Source organism: Mucilaginibacter sp. Mucisp86 (genome assembly GCF_047324315.1).
Taxonomy (GTDB): domain Bacteria; phylum Bacteroidota; class Bacteroidia; order Sphingobacteriales; family Sphingobacteriaceae; genus Mucilaginibacter.
Window position 1 is genome coordinate 5398349 of sequence record NZ_CP168503.1, and the last position, 20017, is coordinate 5418365.

At 42.2% G+C, this 20017-nt stretch carries 17 protein-coding genes; 15 read left to right on the forward strand and 2 right to left on the reverse strand.

What is annotated here, in order from left to right:
- Window positions 1–51: 51 nt before the first annotated feature.
- Window positions 52–1635 (reverse strand): RagB/SusD family nutrient uptake outer membrane protein, encoded by a 1584-nt coding sequence (locus ACEN9X_RS22695; RefSeq protein WP_413667297.1) that lies wholly within the window; start codon window positions 1633–1635, stop codon window positions 52–54.
- A gap of 29 nt (window positions 1636–1664) precedes the next feature.
- The gene (locus ACEN9X_RS22700; RefSeq protein ID WP_413667298.1) at window positions 1665–4679 is read right to left on the reverse strand and encodes a SusC/RagA family TonB-linked outer membrane protein; all 3015 of its coding nucleotides are present in this window, start codon (window positions 4677–4679) and stop codon (window positions 1665–1667) included.
- Between the two features lie 413 nt (window positions 4680–5092).
- On the opposite strand from ACEN9X_RS22700, the gene ACEN9X_RS22705 reads away from it, so the two are divergent.
- From ACEN9X_RS22705 to clpX, 15 genes are all read left to right on the forward strand, one after another.
- Window positions 5093–6166 carry an alpha/beta hydrolase gene (locus ACEN9X_RS22705; RefSeq protein ID WP_413667299.1) on the forward strand — a complete coding sequence of 358 codons (1074 nt, stop codon included), beginning with the start codon at window positions 5093–5095 and terminating at the stop codon, window positions 6164–6166.
- Window positions 6167–6264: 98 nt separating this feature from the next.
- Entirely contained in the window at window positions 6265–8160 is a 1896-nt protein-coding gene (locus tag ACEN9X_RS22710; protein ID WP_413667300.1) for an ATP-dependent DNA helicase RecQ, read from the forward strand.
- Window positions 8161–8207: 47 nt separating this feature from the next.
- Window positions 8208–8366 carry a hypothetical protein gene (locus tag ACEN9X_RS22715; protein ID WP_413667301.1) on the forward strand — a complete coding sequence of 53 codons (159 nt, stop codon included), beginning with the start codon at window positions 8208–8210 and terminating at the stop codon, window positions 8364–8366.
- 119 nt (window positions 8367–8485) lie between these two features.
- Complete coding sequence (locus tag ACEN9X_RS22720; RefSeq protein ID WP_413667302.1) at window positions 8486–9085, forward strand: GIN domain-containing protein; 600 nt, start codon at window positions 8486–8488, stop codon at window positions 9083–9085.
- Window positions 9086–9466: 381 nt separating this feature from the next.
- The gene (locus ACEN9X_RS22725) at window positions 9467–10057 is read left to right on the forward strand and encodes a TetR/AcrR family transcriptional regulator (protein ID WP_413667303.1); all 591 of its coding nucleotides are present in this window, start codon (window positions 9467–9469) and stop codon (window positions 10055–10057) included.
- Between the two features lie 143 nt (window positions 10058–10200).
- Entirely contained in the window at window positions 10201–11055 is an 855-nt protein-coding gene (locus ACEN9X_RS22730) for an oxidoreductase (RefSeq protein WP_413667304.1), read from the forward strand.
- Between the two features lie 39 nt (window positions 11056–11094).
- A complete protein-coding gene (locus tag ACEN9X_RS22735) occupies window positions 11095–11838 on the forward strand; it encodes an SDR family oxidoreductase (RefSeq protein ID WP_413667305.1) in 744 nt (247 codons plus the stop codon).
- 143 nt (window positions 11839–11981) lie between these two features.
- Window positions 11982–12323: an ArsR/SmtB family transcription factor gene (locus tag ACEN9X_RS22740; RefSeq protein WP_413667306.1), complete on the forward strand. Its 342-nt coding sequence runs from the start codon at window positions 11982–11984 to the stop codon at window positions 12321–12323.
- Entirely contained in the window at window positions 12304–12768 is a 465-nt protein-coding gene (locus ACEN9X_RS22745; RefSeq protein ID WP_091211414.1) for an SRPBCC family protein, read from the forward strand. The genes ACEN9X_RS22740 and ACEN9X_RS22745 overlap by 20 nt, the downstream gene beginning before the upstream one ends.
- 340 nt (window positions 12769–13108) lie before the next feature.
- On the forward strand, window positions 13109–13717 hold the full coding sequence (locus ACEN9X_RS22750; protein WP_413667307.1) for a GIN domain-containing protein: 609 nt from the start codon (window positions 13109–13111) through the stop codon (window positions 13715–13717).
- 116 nt (window positions 13718–13833) lie between these two features.
- The gene (locus ACEN9X_RS22755) at window positions 13834–14559 is read left to right on the forward strand and encodes a head GIN domain-containing protein (RefSeq protein ID WP_413667308.1); all 726 of its coding nucleotides are present in this window, start codon (window positions 13834–13836) and stop codon (window positions 14557–14559) included.
- 90 nt (window positions 14560–14649) lie between these two features.
- On the forward strand, window positions 14650–15633 hold the full coding sequence (locus tag ACEN9X_RS22760) for a c-type cytochrome (protein WP_413667309.1): 984 nt from the start codon (window positions 14650–14652) through the stop codon (window positions 15631–15633).
- 477 nt (window positions 15634–16110) lie between these two features.
- Window positions 16111–17469, forward strand: a complete 1359-nt coding sequence (gene tig, locus ACEN9X_RS22765; RefSeq protein WP_413667310.1) for a trigger factor — start codon at window positions 16111–16113, stop codon at window positions 17467–17469.
- Window positions 17470–17875: 406 nt separating this feature from the next.
- Window positions 17876–18604 (forward strand): ATP-dependent Clp protease proteolytic subunit, encoded by a 729-nt coding sequence (locus ACEN9X_RS22770; RefSeq protein ID WP_090524532.1) that lies wholly within the window; start codon window positions 17876–17878, stop codon window positions 18602–18604.
- 173 nt (window positions 18605–18777) lie between these two features.
- Window positions 18778–20016, forward strand: a complete 1239-nt coding sequence (gene clpX, locus ACEN9X_RS22775; RefSeq protein ID WP_413671152.1) for an ATP-dependent Clp protease ATP-binding subunit ClpX — start codon at window positions 18778–18780, stop codon at window positions 20014–20016.
- The last annotated feature ends 1 nt before the right edge of the window (window position 20017 follow it).

Here is a 20017-nt window from a genome sequence, read left to right on the forward strand (position 1 = left end):
TAGGTTTTATGGTTTACGGGAGACACTTTAAGGGTATCTCCCGGTATATTATTAATATCCTGTGTTTTGTTTAAGGTTAGGGTTAGCGGTAACGTCTGCCGATGGTAATGGATATACCGTGCGGAAGCTTTCAACACCCTTACCATCTTTTGAACCGCCTTTAAACGGCCATAAGTAGGTATCCTCAACAAACTTTTTATAACGGATAAGGTCCGTACGGCGGAAACCTTCCCAATACAACTCGCGGCCTCTTTCGTCAAGTAATAGATCGGTTGTCAGGGCGGTTAACTGGCCTGTAGTAGTGCTTTGGTAAGCGCGGGCCCTTAATTTGTTAACATAGCTTAAAGCAAGTGCCGCATCGCCGCCACCGCCACGTGTTGTAGCTTCAGCATAAATAAGGTACTGCTCGGCTAAGCGGAAGATAGGTAAATCCATATCTGCATAATCTAAACTTTGCGGAGCACCGCCGTCTATCTTAACATCTTTAAATTTGCTGATAGCGTAACCATCGGTAAAGGTGCTAATGGTGTTGATATCGATGTTTTGGCCATCGGTATAAAACTGCGCACGTTTATCAGCACTTGAAGCGCCTCCCGGAAACAGGTTTACAAAAGCTTTTGTGGTACGTAAACCGGCCCATCCACCAGCAATACCATAATCAGCGGCAGGCATCGAGCCGCCAACAGGAGCGTGGGTCATAAATGTTGCGCCACCATAGCTTTGTGTGTGCAGGCCATCATAGTTAATGGTTAAAATAAACTCATTTTTATTGAGGTTATTATCAGCACGCATTAACTTGGTATAATCAGAAACCAGGGTATAGCCTGCATCAATTACCTTTTTTGAATAGGTTACAGCATCCTGGTAATGTGCAGTACCGGTATAAACCTCAGCATTAAGATAAATCCTCGCCAGCAAAGCCCAGGCGGCAGCTTTATCCGCGCGGCCATATTCATTGCCCCGGGCATCAGCAAGGCCCCCATCAATAGCTTTAAGTTCGCTTTCTACATAAGCAAATAAATCCTTACGGCTTATTTGCTTCGGCAATGGGCCACCCAACGGATCGTTCTCTGTAACAAAAGGAGGAGCAGCGAACAAGTCCATCAAAATAGAATATTGGTAAGCCCTTAAAAAGCGGACTTCGGCAACATACTGGTGAACTTTGTCAGCATCAGCACCTTTAATACCTCTACTGCTCAGGTTAGCATCAGATGACTGGCGGATGAAATCATTGGCCAATGTGATCTGGTACATACACCTGTAATATAAACCGGTAAGGAAAGTATTGCTCGACGACCAGGTCATGCTGTGAAAATCGGGTAAGCCAACGTCGCCCCAGCCAACAACAGCTTCATCAGTTGGTAATTCTTCAGCGCACCAGTACAGACGGAAAAAGTCTGACGTACCTTCGTCAATACCTTGTACGTCGCCATTACCAGCCGGCCCCGAGTTGCCGGTTAATGCGTACGCGGCGTAAACTTTAGCAAAAGCTTGCTTATATCCTTCGGGGGTACTGTAAACCTGTGCCGAAGTAACATCATTGGTTGGCAGCAGATCAAGCTTTTTAGTGCACGACGTAAGGCCGCCCGCAATTAAAGCTGCTACAGTTATATATTTTATTGAATTTCTTTTCATGTTAATTTCTCTTTACTGTAAATAAAGTGTTATAGCGATAAATTAAGACCTAATACATAGGTACGCGGACGAGGATAAAAGTTATTATCGATACCGCTGTTAACCTCTGGGTCAAGGCCTTTATACTTGGTGATAACAAAAACGTTTTGCACGTTAGCGCTTAATCTAAGGTTGCCGGTGTTATGAAACACTTTACCAAAGTTATAGCCTACGTTAACATTATCCATGCGGATAAATGACGCGTTTTGTACGTAATAGTCTGATAACCTGCTTTTATCAAAAGAGCCTGTCATACCGCTTTCAAGTAAGTTGGTTGAGGCGTTGTTTAGGATGCCTATACCATTAAATATGCTAAGCTGGGTGCCTGAGCCTGAGAAAACGTTATTATAAACGTAGTTGCCAACGCTTGCCCGTGCAACAAAACCAGCCGACCATTTTTTGTAGTTAAGGTTTGAGCTTAAACCGAAATAGCCTTTAGGGTCGGAGCTTTTGTAACGGTACAGGTCATTTTCGTTAACTATGCCATCTTTATTTCTATCAACATAAACGCCATCAAGTGGTTTGCCATCGCTGCCGTAAACCTGCTGATAAACATAGAAGGAGTTGCGCGGGTAACCAACAGAATTGATCTGGATGGTGTTACCGGTACCACCCGAAATACCGCCGGTTGGAGCACCCGGATAGCTTGGATCCGGAGCTAATGTCAATTTGGTGATCTTGTTGGTATTGTAAGTAGCATTAAGGTTAACATTCCAGGTAATATCGCTGGTCCTGATTACGTCTGCACTCAGGTTTAACTCGATACCATTGCTGGTTAAATCACCAATGTTGGCCACAATATAGTTTGAGAAGTTGGTGCCTGCAGGCTGAGGGATCCTGTTCAATAATTTTGAGGTTTTACGATGGTAGTAATCCACGGTACCGGTAATACGGTTATCAAGGAAACCGAAATCAACAGCTAAGTTGGTTGAAGCTGTTTGTTCCCAGGTACGGAGCGCGTAGTAACCACCCGGACGGTACAGGTTGTAGAAAGTATTGCCAAGCTGGTACTGGGCGGTATTTGTACTTAAGTTGTAAAATGAAACCACATCATAATTACCAATACCATCCTGCTGGCCGGTAACACCGTAGCCTGCGCGCAGTTTCAGGTCAGATAAAGCTGTTAAGCCTTTAAACATCGATTCTTCTTTCAGTTTCCATGCAAATGCAACTGATGGGAAAGTACCGAACCTTTGGTTAGGGTTAAATTTAGATGAACCATCGCGGCGTACAGTACCGGTTAAGATATATTTATCTTCAAATACATAATTTAAACGGCCGTAAACTGATATTAACCTGTTTTCTGGTTTATCAAAAGGATAAACCGGCTGGGTTCCTGGCTGTTCGGTACCGTCATGTGCAAAGTTACCGAAGTTGTAGTTGGTGATTGAAAAATCCTGGTAGGAGTAACCTGCTACCGCATCAATGTGGCTGGCTATGCTTTTCAGATCTTTAGCATAGCTCAAATAGCCTTCAAATATGGTATTTGATTGCTTTTGTTTGTATTGGTTGTTTAAACCACGGTGTGTAACACCTTTTGCATCAAGGAAGCCTTTGTAGTTTGAAGCCGCACTGTCAGGGATGATAACATGGCCTGTACCTTTTGATACATCATAACCTAAGTTAACATTGGCATGTAACTCTGGCAAAAAGTGGAATTTATAATCTAACTGTAAGTTGCCTATACTGCGATAAACCGTACTGCGGTTATCCTGCTGCTCCAGTAAACCAAGTGGGTTTAAGGTAGCGAGGTCTTTTAAGCCGCCGCCTGGTTTTGTAGGGTCATTAAGCCATTCCCAGTAACCACCGAAGCGGCTGTTGCCCGAGTAAACCGGTTTTGTAGGATCAAAGCTAACTGCCGAACCTATAGCACCTTCATTGGCAAACCTTTGTTTTACCTGGGCACCTTTAGCATTTAAGTTAACTTTCAGGTGATCTGTAAAAAAGCTTGGGCTTAAATTAATTGCGCCTGTTATACGCTGCATTGAACTGGTTTTTAAAACACCGTCCTGGTCAAGGTAACCGGCGGATACACGGTAGGGCAGGTGTTTTGCGGCACCAGATACGCTGATATTGTTATCGGTAGTAATACCTGTTTGGTAGATCTGTTTTTGCCAGTCGGTGCTTGCGGTACCTAATTGCGCTATCTGGGCAGCAGTACCGTTGGCTTTAACATAATCGCGAATCTGGTCGCCGGTTAGCACAGATGCCTCTTTAGGGATTTTGCTTGCCGAAACCTGTGAGCTGAAATCAATAACCGGTTTACCGCTTTTACCTTTTTTGGTGGTGATCAAAATAACACCGTTTGAAGCCCTGTTACCATAAATGGCTGCTGCAGAAGCGTCTTTTAACACCGAAAACGATTCGATATCATTAGGGTTTATCAAACTTAGCGGGTTGGCTGCACCGGAGATACTACTGTTGCTGATAGGCACACCGTCGATAACAATAAGCGGATCATTGCTGGCGCTTAATGAAGCACCACCGCGGATACGGATAGTGCTACCTGCACCCGGTGCACCGCTGTTTGAAATTACGGATACACCTGCCACCTTACCGGCAATTAACTGCTCGGGGGTAGTAATAACACCTTTTTGAAAATCTTTAGCGGTTACATTGGTAATAGCTCCTGAAAGATCCTTTTTACGTTGTGTACCGTAACCAATAACCACAACCTCGCTCAGGCTTTTGCTTTCGGGCAGAAGGCTGAAGTTTTCAATTGTTGCGCCGTTAACGGTTACTGCTTTTTTAATGGTGATATAACCGATAAACTTTACGCTTAGCGTATAAGTACCGGCTTTTACATTGTTAATGGCGTAGTTACCATTAGGGTCGGTAGTTGAACCAATAGTAGTACCATCGATCGTAACCGTAGCACCGGGGAGGGGCAGGTTAGTTTCGTCAGATACCTTTCCTTTAATACTCCCGGTTTGTGAAAATGCCATGAATGACATCATCAGGAAAGCACAAAGAAGAACATACTTTTTTGAGTAATTTTTTCTCATTTACTTATTGATTTTTATGAATAAAAAAAGGCTTATTTTGCCGGCTATAATTGGTTTATTATTGTGGCCGAAACAGCATGCGACTAATTTACATTTACAAATATCAATTGCAAATTTTATATAAAAGATAATTTTGAAGCGTTTAATTAATGCTTTTTTAATTTAAACGAAATATTAAAATTTATCGAAATCGCAGAGAAAAATTATTGTTTTTATGCGAAATTTGGATTTAAACCCATATTTGTGAAATAAGTAAGTGTCAAGTTTACACAATAGTTGATTTTACTTTTATGCAAACAATTTCCGGGAACGTTCCCGGTAACGTTACCGATTTTAACCGTTTTGTGATGATGAAAAAAATAATTTTCTGCGCGTTTTTACTTTTTGGCCAAAATTTTTTGCTTTTTAGCCAAGTGAAAATATCCTTTTTTACCGGCAAAATAGCCGCCCCGAAAAGCCCTGTTGAACACCTGTTTCTGGCAGGGGATTTTAACGGCTGGAACCCCGTCGATAAGGCCTCCGAACTGGTTAAAAATAACAAAGGAACCTACACCCTAAACAAGGACTTACCTGCCGGAATTATCCATTTTAAAGTAACCCGCGGCGACTGGAACACAGTAGAATGCGATGCCGCAGGCAAGGCTATTGAAAACAGAACTGTCGTGATAAAAGGTGATACGGCTGTTCAGCTTGATATTGCAGGTTGGCAGGACAGTTTTGCACAGCCTGAAAAGAAACACACAGCTACTGCCCGGGTACATGTCATCAGCGAAAACTTTGAGATGCCACAATTAGGCAGGCAGCGCCGGGTTTGGATCTATCTGCCGGCCGGATATGAGTCGGACAAAAAGAAATACCCGGTAATTTACATGCATGACGGACAAAACCTTTTTGATGAATATACCTCCAGCTATGGCGAATGGGGCATTGATGAACTCATGGATAAAGTGCCTGTCAAGCAGGCGAGCATCATAGTAGGTATTGATCATGGCGGCGAGTACCGCATACCCGAATACGATCCATATAACTCAAAATATGGCGAAGGCAGGGGGGATGATTATGTGCAATTTTTGATTAACGACCTTAAGCCATATATTGACGCACATTACCGCACCCAAAGTGATGCCGCGCATACAACCATTGCAGGCAGCTCCATGGGCGGACTGATCTCTATGTATGCCACGCTAAAATACCCTGAAGTGTTTGGAAATGCAGGTGTTTTTTCGCCTGCTTTCTGGATTGCACCGCAAATTTATGACCAGGCGCAGCAGGCTACAATTGGTAAAAAGAGCCGTTTTTATTTTGTTTGCGGTGATGCTGAAAGCGAAAGTATGGTAGCCGACATGCAAAAAATGGCCGATATTGTAAAGGCTAAAGGAATAAATACCGTTAATGCGCCGGTAACAGTGATCAAAGGCGCATCGCACAACGAAAAACAATGGAACGGTGATTGGCCCGGGTTTTATAAATGGTTGATGGGGGTTTGAAAAAGTCTGAAAGTCTGAAGTCTGTAAGTCCGAAGTCGGAAAACTTTTAATAAACTTGCGGACTTGCGGACCTCCGACTTTCGGACTAAATTACGCCCATGACTATCGAAGAAATATTAAAACAGTATTGGAACCATGATACCTTCAGGCCTATGCAGGCCGAGATCATCCAATCTGTTTTATTGGGGAACGATACATTGGCGCTTTTACCTACCGGCGGCGGTAAATCAGTTTGTTTTCAGGTGCCGGCATTGGCCAAAGAAGGCGTATGCATAGTAGTATCGCCATTGATAGCCTTGATGAAAGACCAGGTTGAAAACCTGAAGGCTAAAGGTATCAATGCCATTTCGATAGTATCGGGCATGGGCCGCCGCGAGATAGACCTGGCACTTGATAATTGCATATACGGTTCGGTGAAGTTTCTGTACCTGTCGCCCGAGCGTTTGCTGAGCGAGCTGGTGCGCGAACGGGTGAAGTACATGAAAGTGAATCTCTTCGCCATTGATGAGGCGCATTGTATTTCGCAATGGGGCTATGATTTCAGGCCACCGTATTTGCATATTGCTGATTTGAGGGAACTGCACCCGAATGTGCCCGTACTTGCCCTTACCGCCACAGCTACTGCCGATGTAAAGGCCGACATTCAGGAGAAACTCAAATTTAAAAATCCGGTAGTTTATCAGCAAAGTTTCGAACGGCGCAATATTAGCTACGTGGTACAGCATGAGGAAGATAAGTTTCGAAAGATGCTGAGTATTATCCGCGGCGTTAAGGGTAGCGGCATAGTATATGTACGCAGCCGGAAGGAAACTTTTGAGATAGCGAAGTTTTTGAGCGATAATGGCATCAGGGCCGATTATTACAATGCGGGCCTTTCGGTTGATCAGCGTGCGGAGAAGCAGGAAGCCTGGAAAAATAACCGGGTGCAGGTTATTGTGGCTACCAATGCTTTTGGTATGGGGATAGATAAGCCGGATGTAAGGTTTGTGATCCACAAGGATATCCCTGAGAGCCTGGAGGCTTACTACCAGGAAGCCGGCAGGGGGGGGCGCGATGGTAATAAAGCCTTTGGCGTGCTGTTGTATAACCCTGCCGATAAGCTTAAACAAGAAAAGATGTATGAGCTTAATTTTCCATCTATTGATGAGATTAAGCAGGTGTATCATAACCTGGCCAATTATTATCAGCTGGCTTATGAGGCAGGAGAGGGGCTTAGCTTTGATCTTGACCTCGGTGAATTTTGCGCCCGCTATAAGCTGGACGCCATCAAAACCCTTAATGCTCTTAAGTTTCTGGAGCGCGACGAGTACCTGGCTTTTAATGAGAGTGTGTTTTTGCCATCCCGATTTCAATTTGAGGTTGTTAACGAACAGCTATACAACTTCCAGATCCAGAATGCCGGATGGGATCCTTTTATTAAAACCTTGCTTCGCTCATACGGTGGTGCATTTGAAAGTTATGTGCGTTTAAAGGAATTTGATATTGCAAGGCGTACTGGCTTAAGCGTTCAGCAGGTTATTGAGGGCATGTTGCAATTGCAGCAATACGGCCTGATCAGCTATATGCAACAGACCGATAAGCCACAGGTTACTTATCTAAAACCACGGGTGCAGGGTAGTCATCTCATTATCGACAGGAAGTATATTGAACAACGCAAAGAAGTGTACCGCCAAAAAATGGAAGCTGTTTTCGCCTACGCCATTCATAAACGCTGCCGGAGCCAGATGTTGTTGGCATACTTCGACGAGCCTGATGGTCGTAAATGCGGCATTTGTGATGTTTGTATTGAAGAAAAGCGCCGGGTAAATCAGGATGAGATTTTTGATAACATCACCACAGAAATAGTACAACTGCTCAGTAGCTCAAACCCCGATATCGGCGGACTGATAACCGGGATCAACATTGGTACTGAAAAGGAAAAGATGGAAGCCGTACGCCTGCTCCTTGATGCAGGAAAGATCAAAACCGATGGCGAGGCTTATTATCTGAGTTGATAGGTTGCTTCAACTGGTTCCCCCATACAATTAAAGAGACATTTGTCATGCTGAGAAACGAGGCATCTTCTTCGCCCTTTATAGCTGCTTTAGTTATTGAAGAAGATCCTTCACTATCGTTCAGGATGACAAAGGTTTATTTTATCGTCATCCCTTCTAAATTTTCTCCCCCATTTCACCGGGAAAAACCACCGGCTTACCGATAAAAACCTGCACTCCAGCTAATTGCGGCAAAACCGCTGTAACGTTTTTTATTTGAGATCGTCATATGTATGTATTCATTGAAATAAAATAATAATCACTTGACAATCAAAATATTAATACCATGAAAACTACATTAACCGCCATCGCTACCGTACTGTTTATGGTACTTGGCTTCGCAAACATTGCATCTGCAAACACTGCTAAAAATGATGCCGGTGTCGTTTTAACTGATATCAGCAAAATCAACAAAATTGAAGTTTACGGCAACGTTGAACTTTACATATCAAGCGGCTCTGCCGACCAGGTAAAAGTTTACAACCGTTACTATTCTGAAAACGCACTGGTTCAATCACAAAAAGGTGTATTACGTATATCATCATACAAAGCCGAAAAATTGGTAGTGTGGGTAACAGTAAACCAATTAAATGCTATCAATGCCTATGATAGTGCTGAAATCAAATCCTTTGGTAGTCTTTCAGGCATCGATCTTGATGTTAAACTAAACAACAATGCATCTGCCGAACTTAACCTGGATACTTACAGTGCCGTAATTACCCTAAGCGGAAACGCCAAAGCCGAACTTAAAGGCAACACCAATGAGTATAGCCTAACAAGAAATGCAACTTCAAACGTAAACAGCAACGGTTTGGCCTACACTCACGCTACAGAAACCCTCAATAAAGAAACCAAACCAAGGGTTGATGAATTTGCAACTTTATAACAGCCATTTTTTTGAGTCAATTATATATAGTGTAGCCGCCCCGAAAGGGGCGGCTTTTTTTGTTGTCAGTTACGTTGTAAACGCAAACCCAGGTTGCGCACTCGTTGCAAACGAGCGCGAGATGAATTAAAGAGGGGCATAAAACCATGTCATTGCGAGCGCAGCGCGGCAATCTCGTAACCAATGCATATCCGATTTGCATGAGCTACGAGATTGCCGCGTCGCCCCCAAGGCACTACCCCAGCTGGCTCCTCGCAATGACATGGTTTTATATTAACATCATGATTTTCAATCCTTCTTTCATTCTAATGTCATCAAGTAAAGTATAATTTTCATTTTCGACTTTTTAGTCTATTTTTGATTCGTCAAACAAAAACAACAATGGGCAAAGCAGAAAGAACCAGGCAATTCATTATAGAGACGGCAGCGCCGATCTTCAATGAAAAAGGTATAGCCGGTACTACCATTGATGATATTTTAGCGGCAACAAAAATGGCTAAGGGCGGGCTTTATGGCCATTTTGAAAGCAAGGAGGAGATAGCAAGCGTAATGGTTAACTACCTGCTTGATAAATTAAACGATAAAGTGACCACCGTTATGGCTAAAGAAAAAACAGCCATAAAAAAGATCCTCGCTTTTATTGATATTTATAAAGACCCCATCGACTCATATATAGATGGTGGCTGCCCCATACTTAATTTTGGTGTCGAGGCCGATGATAATAATCCGGCCCTTAAGCAAAGACTTAAAACAATGATCGAGACAGGGCAGGAGGACTTTGTTAAGATTATCAATAAGGGCGTTGCAGATGGTGAAATATCGCCTGAAATAAATGCTGCAGATTATGCACTAAAGATGTTTACACTGCTTGAAGGAGGTATGCTGGTGTCGAGAGTTACAGGGAGCAGCAAATATATGAACAGCCTTGTACGCATGCTTAAAAGCGAATTAAAAGAATATGAACTGAAATAATTTTTTTAAATTAAAAATAGACTTTTTAGTCTTTTTTAATTGGTCGTAATAAAAGAAAGCGTAATAACCGGAAACGGATTTTTTTAACAATAAAAAAAGACTAAAAAGTCTAAAAAAATAAACACTATAAAACAAACAACATCATGAAAACTCAAAAAGTAATATTGGTAACCGGCGCTTCAAAAGGCTTCGGTTTAGAGATAGCTAAAGCAGCATTGGCCGCAGGTGATAAAGTAATTGCCACTGTACGCAGCAAAGCAGATCAGCTTGCTGCTTCATTAAATAACAATCCTAACCTGCTGGTGGTAACTATGGATGTAACCAACGAAGCACAGGTTAAAGCTGCTATAGCCGAAGGTTTGTTACGCTTTGGTAAAATAGACATAGTGATTAACAACGCCGGTTATGGCATTGTAACCGCCATTGAAGAAGCAACCGATGCCGAAGTAAAAGCGCAGTATGATACCAATGTATTTGGCTTGCTGAATGTGTTACGTGCGGCATTGCCCCATCTGCGTGCTCAAAGGTCAGGTCATATCATCAATGTTTCTTCATTATTTGGTTTTGATGCCATTCCTGGCTGGGCTTTATATGGCTCTACCAAGTTTGCGGTGGAGGGTATTTCAAAAGGGCTTGCAGTTGAACTTGCACCACTTAATATTAGAGTAACTGTAGTGGAGCCGGGCTTATTTAGTACCGAATTTCTGAGTGCTGAATCATACAGCGCTTCAAAAAACATCATTGCCGATTATGAAACTACTGTTGGCCCAATGAGGGTGGGTGCAGACCAGTTACATGGTAACCAGCCTGGCGATCCAAAGAAACTGGCCCAGGTGGTAGTTGATATCGTCCATAATGAAAACCCTCCGTTACATCTGCCTATTGGTAAAGATGCTGTAGGCATGTATAAAGCCAATGCCGAAAAAACAAGCAAGGAAATTGATCAATGGATTGAAGTATCAACCAGTACCGATCATGACCATGTTGCTGCAAACTAATTAATCAAAATTCACTCAACTTAATAAATAGAAAATATCATGTCAACTAAAAAAATAGCCTTAATAACAGGCGCAAACCGCGGAATAGGATTTGAAACCGCTAAACAATTAGGCGAAAAAGGCGTGGCTGTAATAGTAGCTGCCCGCAAACTAAACGCTGCTGAAGAAACTGCCGCGCAACTAACAGCTCAAGGTATTGAAGCATACGGCGTTCAGCTGGATGTTACTAATGCAGATGAAAGAACAGCGGTTGCTGCTTATATCCAGGATAAATTCGGTAAACTGGATATCCTGGTAAACAACGCAGGCGTCGGTCCGAAAGAAGATGATCTTTTTGTTAAAAAGACAGCTGCTACAACTGCGGATGAGTTTGAATACATCTTTAACACCAACCTGTTCAGCATTGTATACTTAACTAACGAGTTGTTGCCATTACTTAAAAAGAGCGAAGCCGGTCGTATTGTTAACCTGTCGAGCATTTTAGGTTCACTGACATTGCACGCCACCGAAGGAAGTCCGATAGCTGATTTTAAACGTTTGTCGTACGCTGCTTCAAAAACAGCCTTGAACGTATTCACAGTATTATTGGCCGATGAATTAAAAGGCACCAATATCAAAGTAAACTCTGCACATCCGGGCTGGGTGCAAACAGAACTGGGCAGTGTTGAACACGCACCAATGACTGTGCCTGACGGTGCCAAAACCAGTGTGGAGCTTGCCCTGATAGGCGAAGATGGGCCTAACGGCAGGTTCATCCACCTTGGTGAAGAACTTCCGTGGTAAATTGAACTGACCTCAATTGTTTTCTGGAGCGTCGTTGCCCTTAATAGGGTGGCGGCGTTTTTTGTTGGTTAAATTTTTTTCTGAGAAATACTTGCGCAAGTAAATACTTGCATTTATATTTGCAAGCAAATGCTTGCGCAATTATGAAAGCCAGACGAGACGTTTACCAGGCCATAGCCGACCCGACCCGAAGAGCCATCATTAATATGATTGCCTCTCAGCCATATAATGTAAATACTATAGCCGCAAATTTTGATGTTACACGCCAGGCCATTTCACTGCATATCCAGATTCTGGCCGACTGTGGTTTGATTAATGTTAAACAACAGGGGCGTGACCGGATCTGCGAAGCCAGGCTTGATCAACTCGGCGAAATATCTGCCTGGGTTGACCAATATCGTCAGCATTGGGAAAGTAAATTGGATAGTCTTGAGAAATATGTAGCACAACTTAAAAATGAGAGAAATGGAAAACAATCAAAGTAACACTGCCGATCGCGAACTACGCTTAACACGAACTTTAGATGCCCCTGTGGACTTGGTATGGGAAGTATGGACCCAGCCTGAACATATTGCCCAATGGTGGGGGCCTAACGGTTTCACCAATACCATCAGCAAAATGGAACTTGAACCCGGAGGGGAGTGGGATTTAACAATGCACGGCCCCGACGGCACTGATTATAAAAATAAGAGTGTGTTTAAAGAGGTTGTTCCACTCAAGAAAATAGTGTATGAACATGTGAGCAGCCCTAAGTTTGTTGCAACTATTGAATTTGAAGCAAAAGGCGAGCAAACCTTTCTGAGCTGGCATATGCTTTTTGAATCGCATGAGCAGTTTGTACAGGTAGTGAAAACATTTAAAGCAGATGAAGGATTAAAGCAGAATATCGAAAAATTGAATCAATATTTAAAAGACGTAAGCAAAGGGTGATTCTTTTCGTGGTTATATAATCCTATCTGGAGATTAATCTCTATCATCGAAAGCGTTATTGAACAATAACGCTTTTTGTTTTTTATCGACAAATCACATCTGCACATTTGAAATCTCCACATCCGTAATCCCAGCTTCCGTCTGCACATCTGAAATCTGCACATTTAGAATCAAAAATCCTTCCGCTGTTTACCGATGATATTCCGCTGTTCGCCGACTAAAACCTGCTGTACATCTAATTTGCCCGAAACCCCTGTAACGTTTTAAAAATGGGGGCGTCTTATCTGTGTATTAAATGAAATAACAACACAAATAATTGACAATCAAAATATTAATCATCATGAAAACTACAATATTAACAATGGCAACCTCTTTAGTTTTAGCACTTGGAGTATCAACTGCAGCTAATGCAGCAACCAAAATAGATAACGGCGCAGCCGTAGTTTTAAACAACGTAAGCAAGATCAACAAGATCGAAGTTCGCGGTAATGTTGAGGTATATGTATCAGCGGGAGAGAATGACAATGTTAAAGTTTATAACAAGTATTATTCAGAAAGTGCATTGGTACAAAACAACAACGGCACCTTACGTATCACCTCATACAAAAACGAAAAACTGGTAGTTTGGGTAACTGCAAATGATCTTAAAGCCATCAATGCGTATGACAATGCAGAGGTTAAATCATTCGGAAAGCTTGCAGCCCTTGAGCTTAACGTTAACCTTTATGACAACGCATCTGCTAAATTAAACGTCGAAGCTTATGCTGCAACAGTAAACGTTAACGACAAAGCTAAAGCGGAATTTACAGGTACTGCCGATGTTTACACCCTGAACCACACCCGCGAATCATTTGTAAACAACAACGCTTTTGCCGCAGTAAGCTTTACCGATAAAGTAACCAACGCACCTGCTAAGTACACAGTTGAGAACGAGTTTGCAGGCCTTTAATAACTCACTTTTGCAAAAGTCTATCATATATTCAAAAGCTATCACCTAAAATGTGGTAGCTTTTTTTAATTTTGATGTAACACTAAACCGCCGTTCGGCGTCATAACAACCAAACTATGAAAAAATACCTTTCTACCATCACTATAGCAGGCGCATTATTAATAACTACAGGCATATTGTCATCTTGTAATTACAGATGTGTGCATGGCTCAGGCAATCAAACAACAGAGAAGCGTAAAGCCGAAGATTTTAAAAAAGTTGAGATCTCAGGCGCATTTAAAGTTCACCTGAAGCAGGATAGCTCACTAACAATTGATATCAAAGCCGATGATAACCTGATCAAATATATTTCAACTTCGGTTGAAGGCGGGGTATTGCACATCAAATCAAAAAAGAATTTCTGCGATCCGGGGGAGATGGTGATCAATATCGGCGTAAAAAACCTCGATGAAATAAAAGCAGCCGGAGCAGTTGAAGTTAATTCGGACGGTAAAATTAATGCAAAAGATTTTTCTCTTGATTTATCCGGCGCCACTAAAATTAATCTTGACCTTAATGCCGCCAATGTATCAACCGATGGCAGTGGCGCCACAGAAGTCCATCTTACAGGTCAGGCTGCATCGCACAAAATTGACCTGAGCGGTGCCGGTAAAATAGATGCCTTTGATTTTGTTGTAGGCGATTATGAAATTGAAACATCAGGCATAGCCCATTGCAAGATCAACGTACTTAAAACTTTGAACGTACACACCAGCGGCGCATCCGAAATTCAATATAAAGGTTCTCCATCTACCGTTAATAACGACAAATCGGGTGCTTCATCTATCAAAAAAGTTGACTGATCGACCTTATAAAAATTAACGAAGAGGCCGGGGATATAACTAATTCGCGGCCTTTTTGATTTTACAACTTATCACTAATTAAAAATTTGAATGAAAAAGTTTTTAAAATGGACAGCCTATGCAGTTATAGCGCTTGTTCTGATTGCCATTGCCGGTATATCGTACATCACGCTGGCGCTCCCCAATGTTGGCAAACCTGAAGCTATTAAAGTAGATGCTACACCGCAGCGTATAGCCCGGGGTAAATACCTGGCCAATAATGTTACCGTATGTTTGGATTGCCACTCGGCACGGAGCTGGGATAAATTTGCTGGTCCTTCCGATTCGACGGTATTAGGCGCCGGAGGCGAAAAGTTTGATGCTTCGGCAGGTTTTCCCGGTACCGTTTATTCGCCCAATATTACCCCTTTAAATTTAAGTACCTGGACTGATGGTGAAATCTTCAGGGCGATGACAACTGGTGTTAAAAAAGATGGCTCGGCCATATTCCCAATAATGCCATGGCCTTACTACGCAAAAATGGATAGGGAAGACCTTTACTCCATTATCGCCTATCTGCGTACTTTAAAACCCAGTGGCAAAAACTATCCTGGTCATCAGCTTGATTTTCCGCTGAACATTATAGTTCATACCATGCCTCAAAAAGCAGTATTGGGTAATGCTCCTAATCCGGCAGATACGATAAAATACGGCGCTTATTTATTAAATGCAGCGGCCTGTAAAGAGTGTCACACCGAATCAGATAAAGGTAAATTGAATGAGGCCATGGCTTTTGCAGGTGGACAGGGGTATATTGTACCCGGCGGAAGCAAAGTATTTTCGGCTAACATCACGCCCGATAAGGAAACAGGCATTGGTAGCTGGACAAAGGAGCAATTTGTAAACAGCTTTACTCAATACGCTAATGGAAAAATGCAGCCAACACCGGTAAAACCGGGCGATTTCCAAACCATTATGCCCTGGTGGAAATATGGCCGTATGAAAGTGTCTGACCTGGAAGCAATTTACGCTTATTTAAAAACAATAAAGCCCATCAGTAACCACGTAGTAAAATTTGAAAGGAATAGGAAATAGAGATCAGGGGTTGGAGATTAGAGGTTAGTTGGGTTTAATGCCCGCTTTTATGGGCAGCGCGTTGGCCGCGTTAGGGATTGAAGCGGAAAGCCCGCAGCGAGCGTGGGGATGGCGGGTAGGAAAGGCGAGGACTTGCATCCGCCAGTTGGCGGACGGGCCCGTTAGCTAACGGGAACGCCAATATTGTCTGAATCCGAATTTATTCAATTGAAGAATTTACCAGAAATGATATGCAAGTCTACTTGTTCTCAATCAATTCCTAAAATTCGTATAATTCGGGTTCAGACAAATTTATACGTTATTATCAGGCTACCCTGCCCGTCGACCCGTTTAAAAGCTGTTTCATTTTCCTTGAAAACAATATAAAATCAACCGCTAATTAAAAATAAATTTATACTTTTGCGCCTCGAATTTTGTATAGCACGGATTAGGTTTTAGGCTATATTTCAAAGGATTAAATTAAATACCCGGTAAAAGATGAATATTACACAGGAAAAAATTAATGACCTGAGCGCAGTTGTTAAAATTAATATCAACCCTGAAGACTATCAGCCACGTGTTGAAAAAGCTATAAAGGAAAATGCTAAGAAAGCAAAACTTCCTGGTTTTCGCCCGGGCATGGTGCCTGCATCGCACATCAAAAAAATGTACGGTAAAAGCATTCTTGTTGATGAAATCAACAACCTGTTACAAGATACTTTAAATAACTACATCGACGAGCAAAAACTGGCTGTGTTAGGTCAGCCATTGCCAGCTGCCGATGACAACAAAGAATATAACTGGGATTTTGCCGATAATTTTGAGTTTAGCTATGAATTGGGCTTAGCTCCTGAGTTCAGCATCGAATTTTCATCAGCTGATAAATTAACGCAATACGTAATTAAAGTTGATGACGAAACGCTGGCTTCAAGGATCAAAAATATCCGCAGAAGCTATGGCAAAATGACAAATCCTGACGTATCGGCAGATGATGACGTTCTTTACAGCGAATTGGTTCAACTTTCGGCCGATGGTAGTGTTTTTGAGGGTGGAATTACCAACACCGCGTCTGTACGATTAGATCAGATAAAAGATGAGGCTATCAAAGCTTCATTGATCGGTTTGAAAAAAGACGATGTGTTAACATTCGATATTCGTAAAGCTTTTGATAACGATGCAGCTAAAATTGCAGGTTTATTGAAAATTGAAGAAGACGATGCAGCTGATTTAAGAGGTGATTTTCAATTAACTGTTAAAAACGTTAACCGTTTAGAAGAAAGCGATCTTAATCAGGAGTTCTTTGACAAATTATTTGGTGAAGGTACAGTAACTACCGAAGAGGAATTCAGGACTAAAATCACTGAGGAGCTTGAAAGCATGATGGTTCAGGATGCCGACCGCAAATTACAGGACGACATGTACAAACTGGCTATTGCTAAAGTTGATTTTGCACTTCCTGATGAGTTCCTGAAACGCTGGTTAAAAGCAACCAACGAAAAACTGAGCGACGAGGAGTTAGAAGGCGGTTACAACGATTTTGCTCAAAACCTGAAATGGACTTTGATCGAAAACAAGATCATTACTGATAACACTATCGAAATTAAATACGAAGATGTGTTTGAATTAGCTAAGATCCGTTTAGATCAGCAGTTCAGGATGTACAGCCCAACCCCGATCCCTGAAGATCAGTTAGGTCAATACACTGTTCAATACCTGCAAAACAAAGACAACGCTAACAAAATATTTGAAGAGGTAAAAGCATTAAAGGTATTTGGCTATATCAAAAATGTGATCACTTTAGATAAGCAGGAAATCCTTTACACTGATTTCAGTGCATTGGTTACTGCAGCTCAGTAAGCAGTTTTATCTCCTGTTGGAGATCAGCATATTCACCAAAAGCAACTCATCGGGTTGCTTTTGGTGTTTTCAGGAGTGGCGTTTCTCTTTGCTCTCGCGCTCGTTTGCAACGAGTGCGTAACCTGGGTTTGCGTTTATAACGCATCAGGCCCGCGCAATACAATTGCGAAGCCAATTTAAGCACTCGTTGCAAACGAGCACAAGAAGCATAATTGTCTAAAATAACAGGCCTGTGTAAATGCTATGTAACTTTCGGACTTTACCGACTTTCGGACGTTCGACTTAAAAGAGGCCTCATCAAAAAATTACGTAATAAAAACTATCTTGCAAAAAATCTATTCAACTAAAAACTATATTTATCGCGGGTAAGACGCCCGCATTTCCTAACGAACAACAAACAAAAACCATGAGCAGTAATATCGATAAAAACGAATTCAGAAAATATGCTGTTAAGCATCACCGTATTAACAGCCTTTATGTAGACAAATATATTGCAGGCGTTGAAAGAGGCAATATGCCAACAGGAGGTATCACTACCGTACCAACCGGCATGACCCCTTATATTCTTGAAGAGCGCCAGCTTAATGTGCAGGCCATGGACGTGTTTTCACGTTTAATGATGGACCGTATCATTTTCCTTGGCGATGCTATTTATGATAATATTGCAAACATTATCCAGGCTCAGTTGCTTTTCTTGCAGTCGGCTGATGCTAAACGCGATATCCAGATCTACATCAACTCACCAGGTGGGTCGGTTTATGCAGGTCTAGGTATCTATGATACTATGCAGTTTATATCAAATGATGTGGCTACAATTTGTACAGGTATGGCTGCTTCAATGGCTGCGGTACTGTTGGTAGCTGGTACCGAAGGTAAAAGGGCTGCACTTCCGCATGCAAGGGTGATGATTCACCAGCCATCGGGCGGCGCTCAGGGCCAGCAATCAGATATTGAGATCACTTACCAGGAGATCACCAAATTGAAAAAAGAGTTGTACCAGATCATTGCCGATCATAGTGGTGCACCTTACCAAAAAGTTTGGGATGCATCTGACCGTGACTACTGGATGATTGCAGAAGAAGCCAAAGAATTTGGTATGGTTGACGAGATTTTAAGAGGTAACAAAGGAAAATAATTCCTGAAAGTCCGGAAGTCCGATAAGTCGGAAAGTCCGGATATTTGGAATGTGAAAAAGTTATTAAAGTCCGGAAGCTGAGCAGCTTCCGGACTTGCTGACTTTCCCGACTTACGGACAGAATTTTTTTTTCTGCCACTAATTTTTTAACTTTGAGTAAGAAGACGAATCAGATGAATAAAAACAGCAAGGAGATCAGGTGTTCATTTTGCGGTGCCGGTAAACAGGATTCCCTGATGTTAATAGCAGGACTTGATGCACACATTTGCGATAAATGTGTGAACCAGGCCAATGAAATATTGGCGGAAGAGTTGAAGGTACGTAAAGTGAAGTCATCGCCTCTGGCGCCGGCCTTGCTCAAGCCATCAGAAATGAAGGCCCACCTTGACCAGTATGTTATCGGTCAGGATGATGCCAAAAAGATACTTTCAGTAGCTGTATATAATCACTACAAACGCTTAAACCAGCGTGTTGACAAAGATGAGGTTGAGATTGAAAAGTCGAACATCATTATGGTAGGCGAAACGGGTACAGGTAAAACCCTGCTTGCCAAAACGCTTGCTAAAGTGTTAAACGTTCCATTCTGCATTTGCGATGCTACTGTGTTAACCGAAGCAGGGTATGTAGGGGAGGACGTTGAAAGTATCCTGACCCGCTTGTTGCAATCGGCCGATTATGATGTAACCCTTGCCGAAAAAGGTATTGTTTACATTGATGAGGTTGATAAAATTGCCCGTAAAAGTGATAATGCTTCTATAACCCGCGACGTATCAGGCGAAGGTGTACAACAGGCCTTATTGAAAATTCTGGAAGGTACTATGGTTAACGTCCCACCGCAAGGCGGCCGTAAACACCCAGATCAGAAAATGATCACTGTAAATACCAGCAACATCCTTTTCATCTGTGGTGGAGCATTTGACGGTATTGAAAGGAAAATCGCCAATCGTTTGCGTACCCAAACCGTTGGTTACAAATTTAAGCACGACGAGGGTGATATCGATACCAAAAACTTCTATAAGTATATTACGCCACAGGATCTGAAATCATTTGGTTTGATACCTGAGTTAATAGGCCGTTTGCCGGTACTTACCTACCTCAACCCGCTTGATAGGGAAGCATTGCACAATATCTTAACCGAGCCTAAAAACTCGTTACTGAAACAGTATAAAAAACTGTTTGAATACGAAGGTGTAAAGCTTGATTTTGAAGATGAGGTATTAGAGTTTATTGTTGATAAAGCAATGGAGTTTAAACTTGGTGCAAGGGGTTTACGCTCCATATGCGAAGCTATCATGATTGATGCGATGTTCGAGTTCCCATCCAAAAAAGATGTTAAACGTTTGAACGTAACATTGGATTACGCACACGAAAAGTTTGAAAAATCAGATCTGAAAAAGTTAAAAGTAGCTTAAC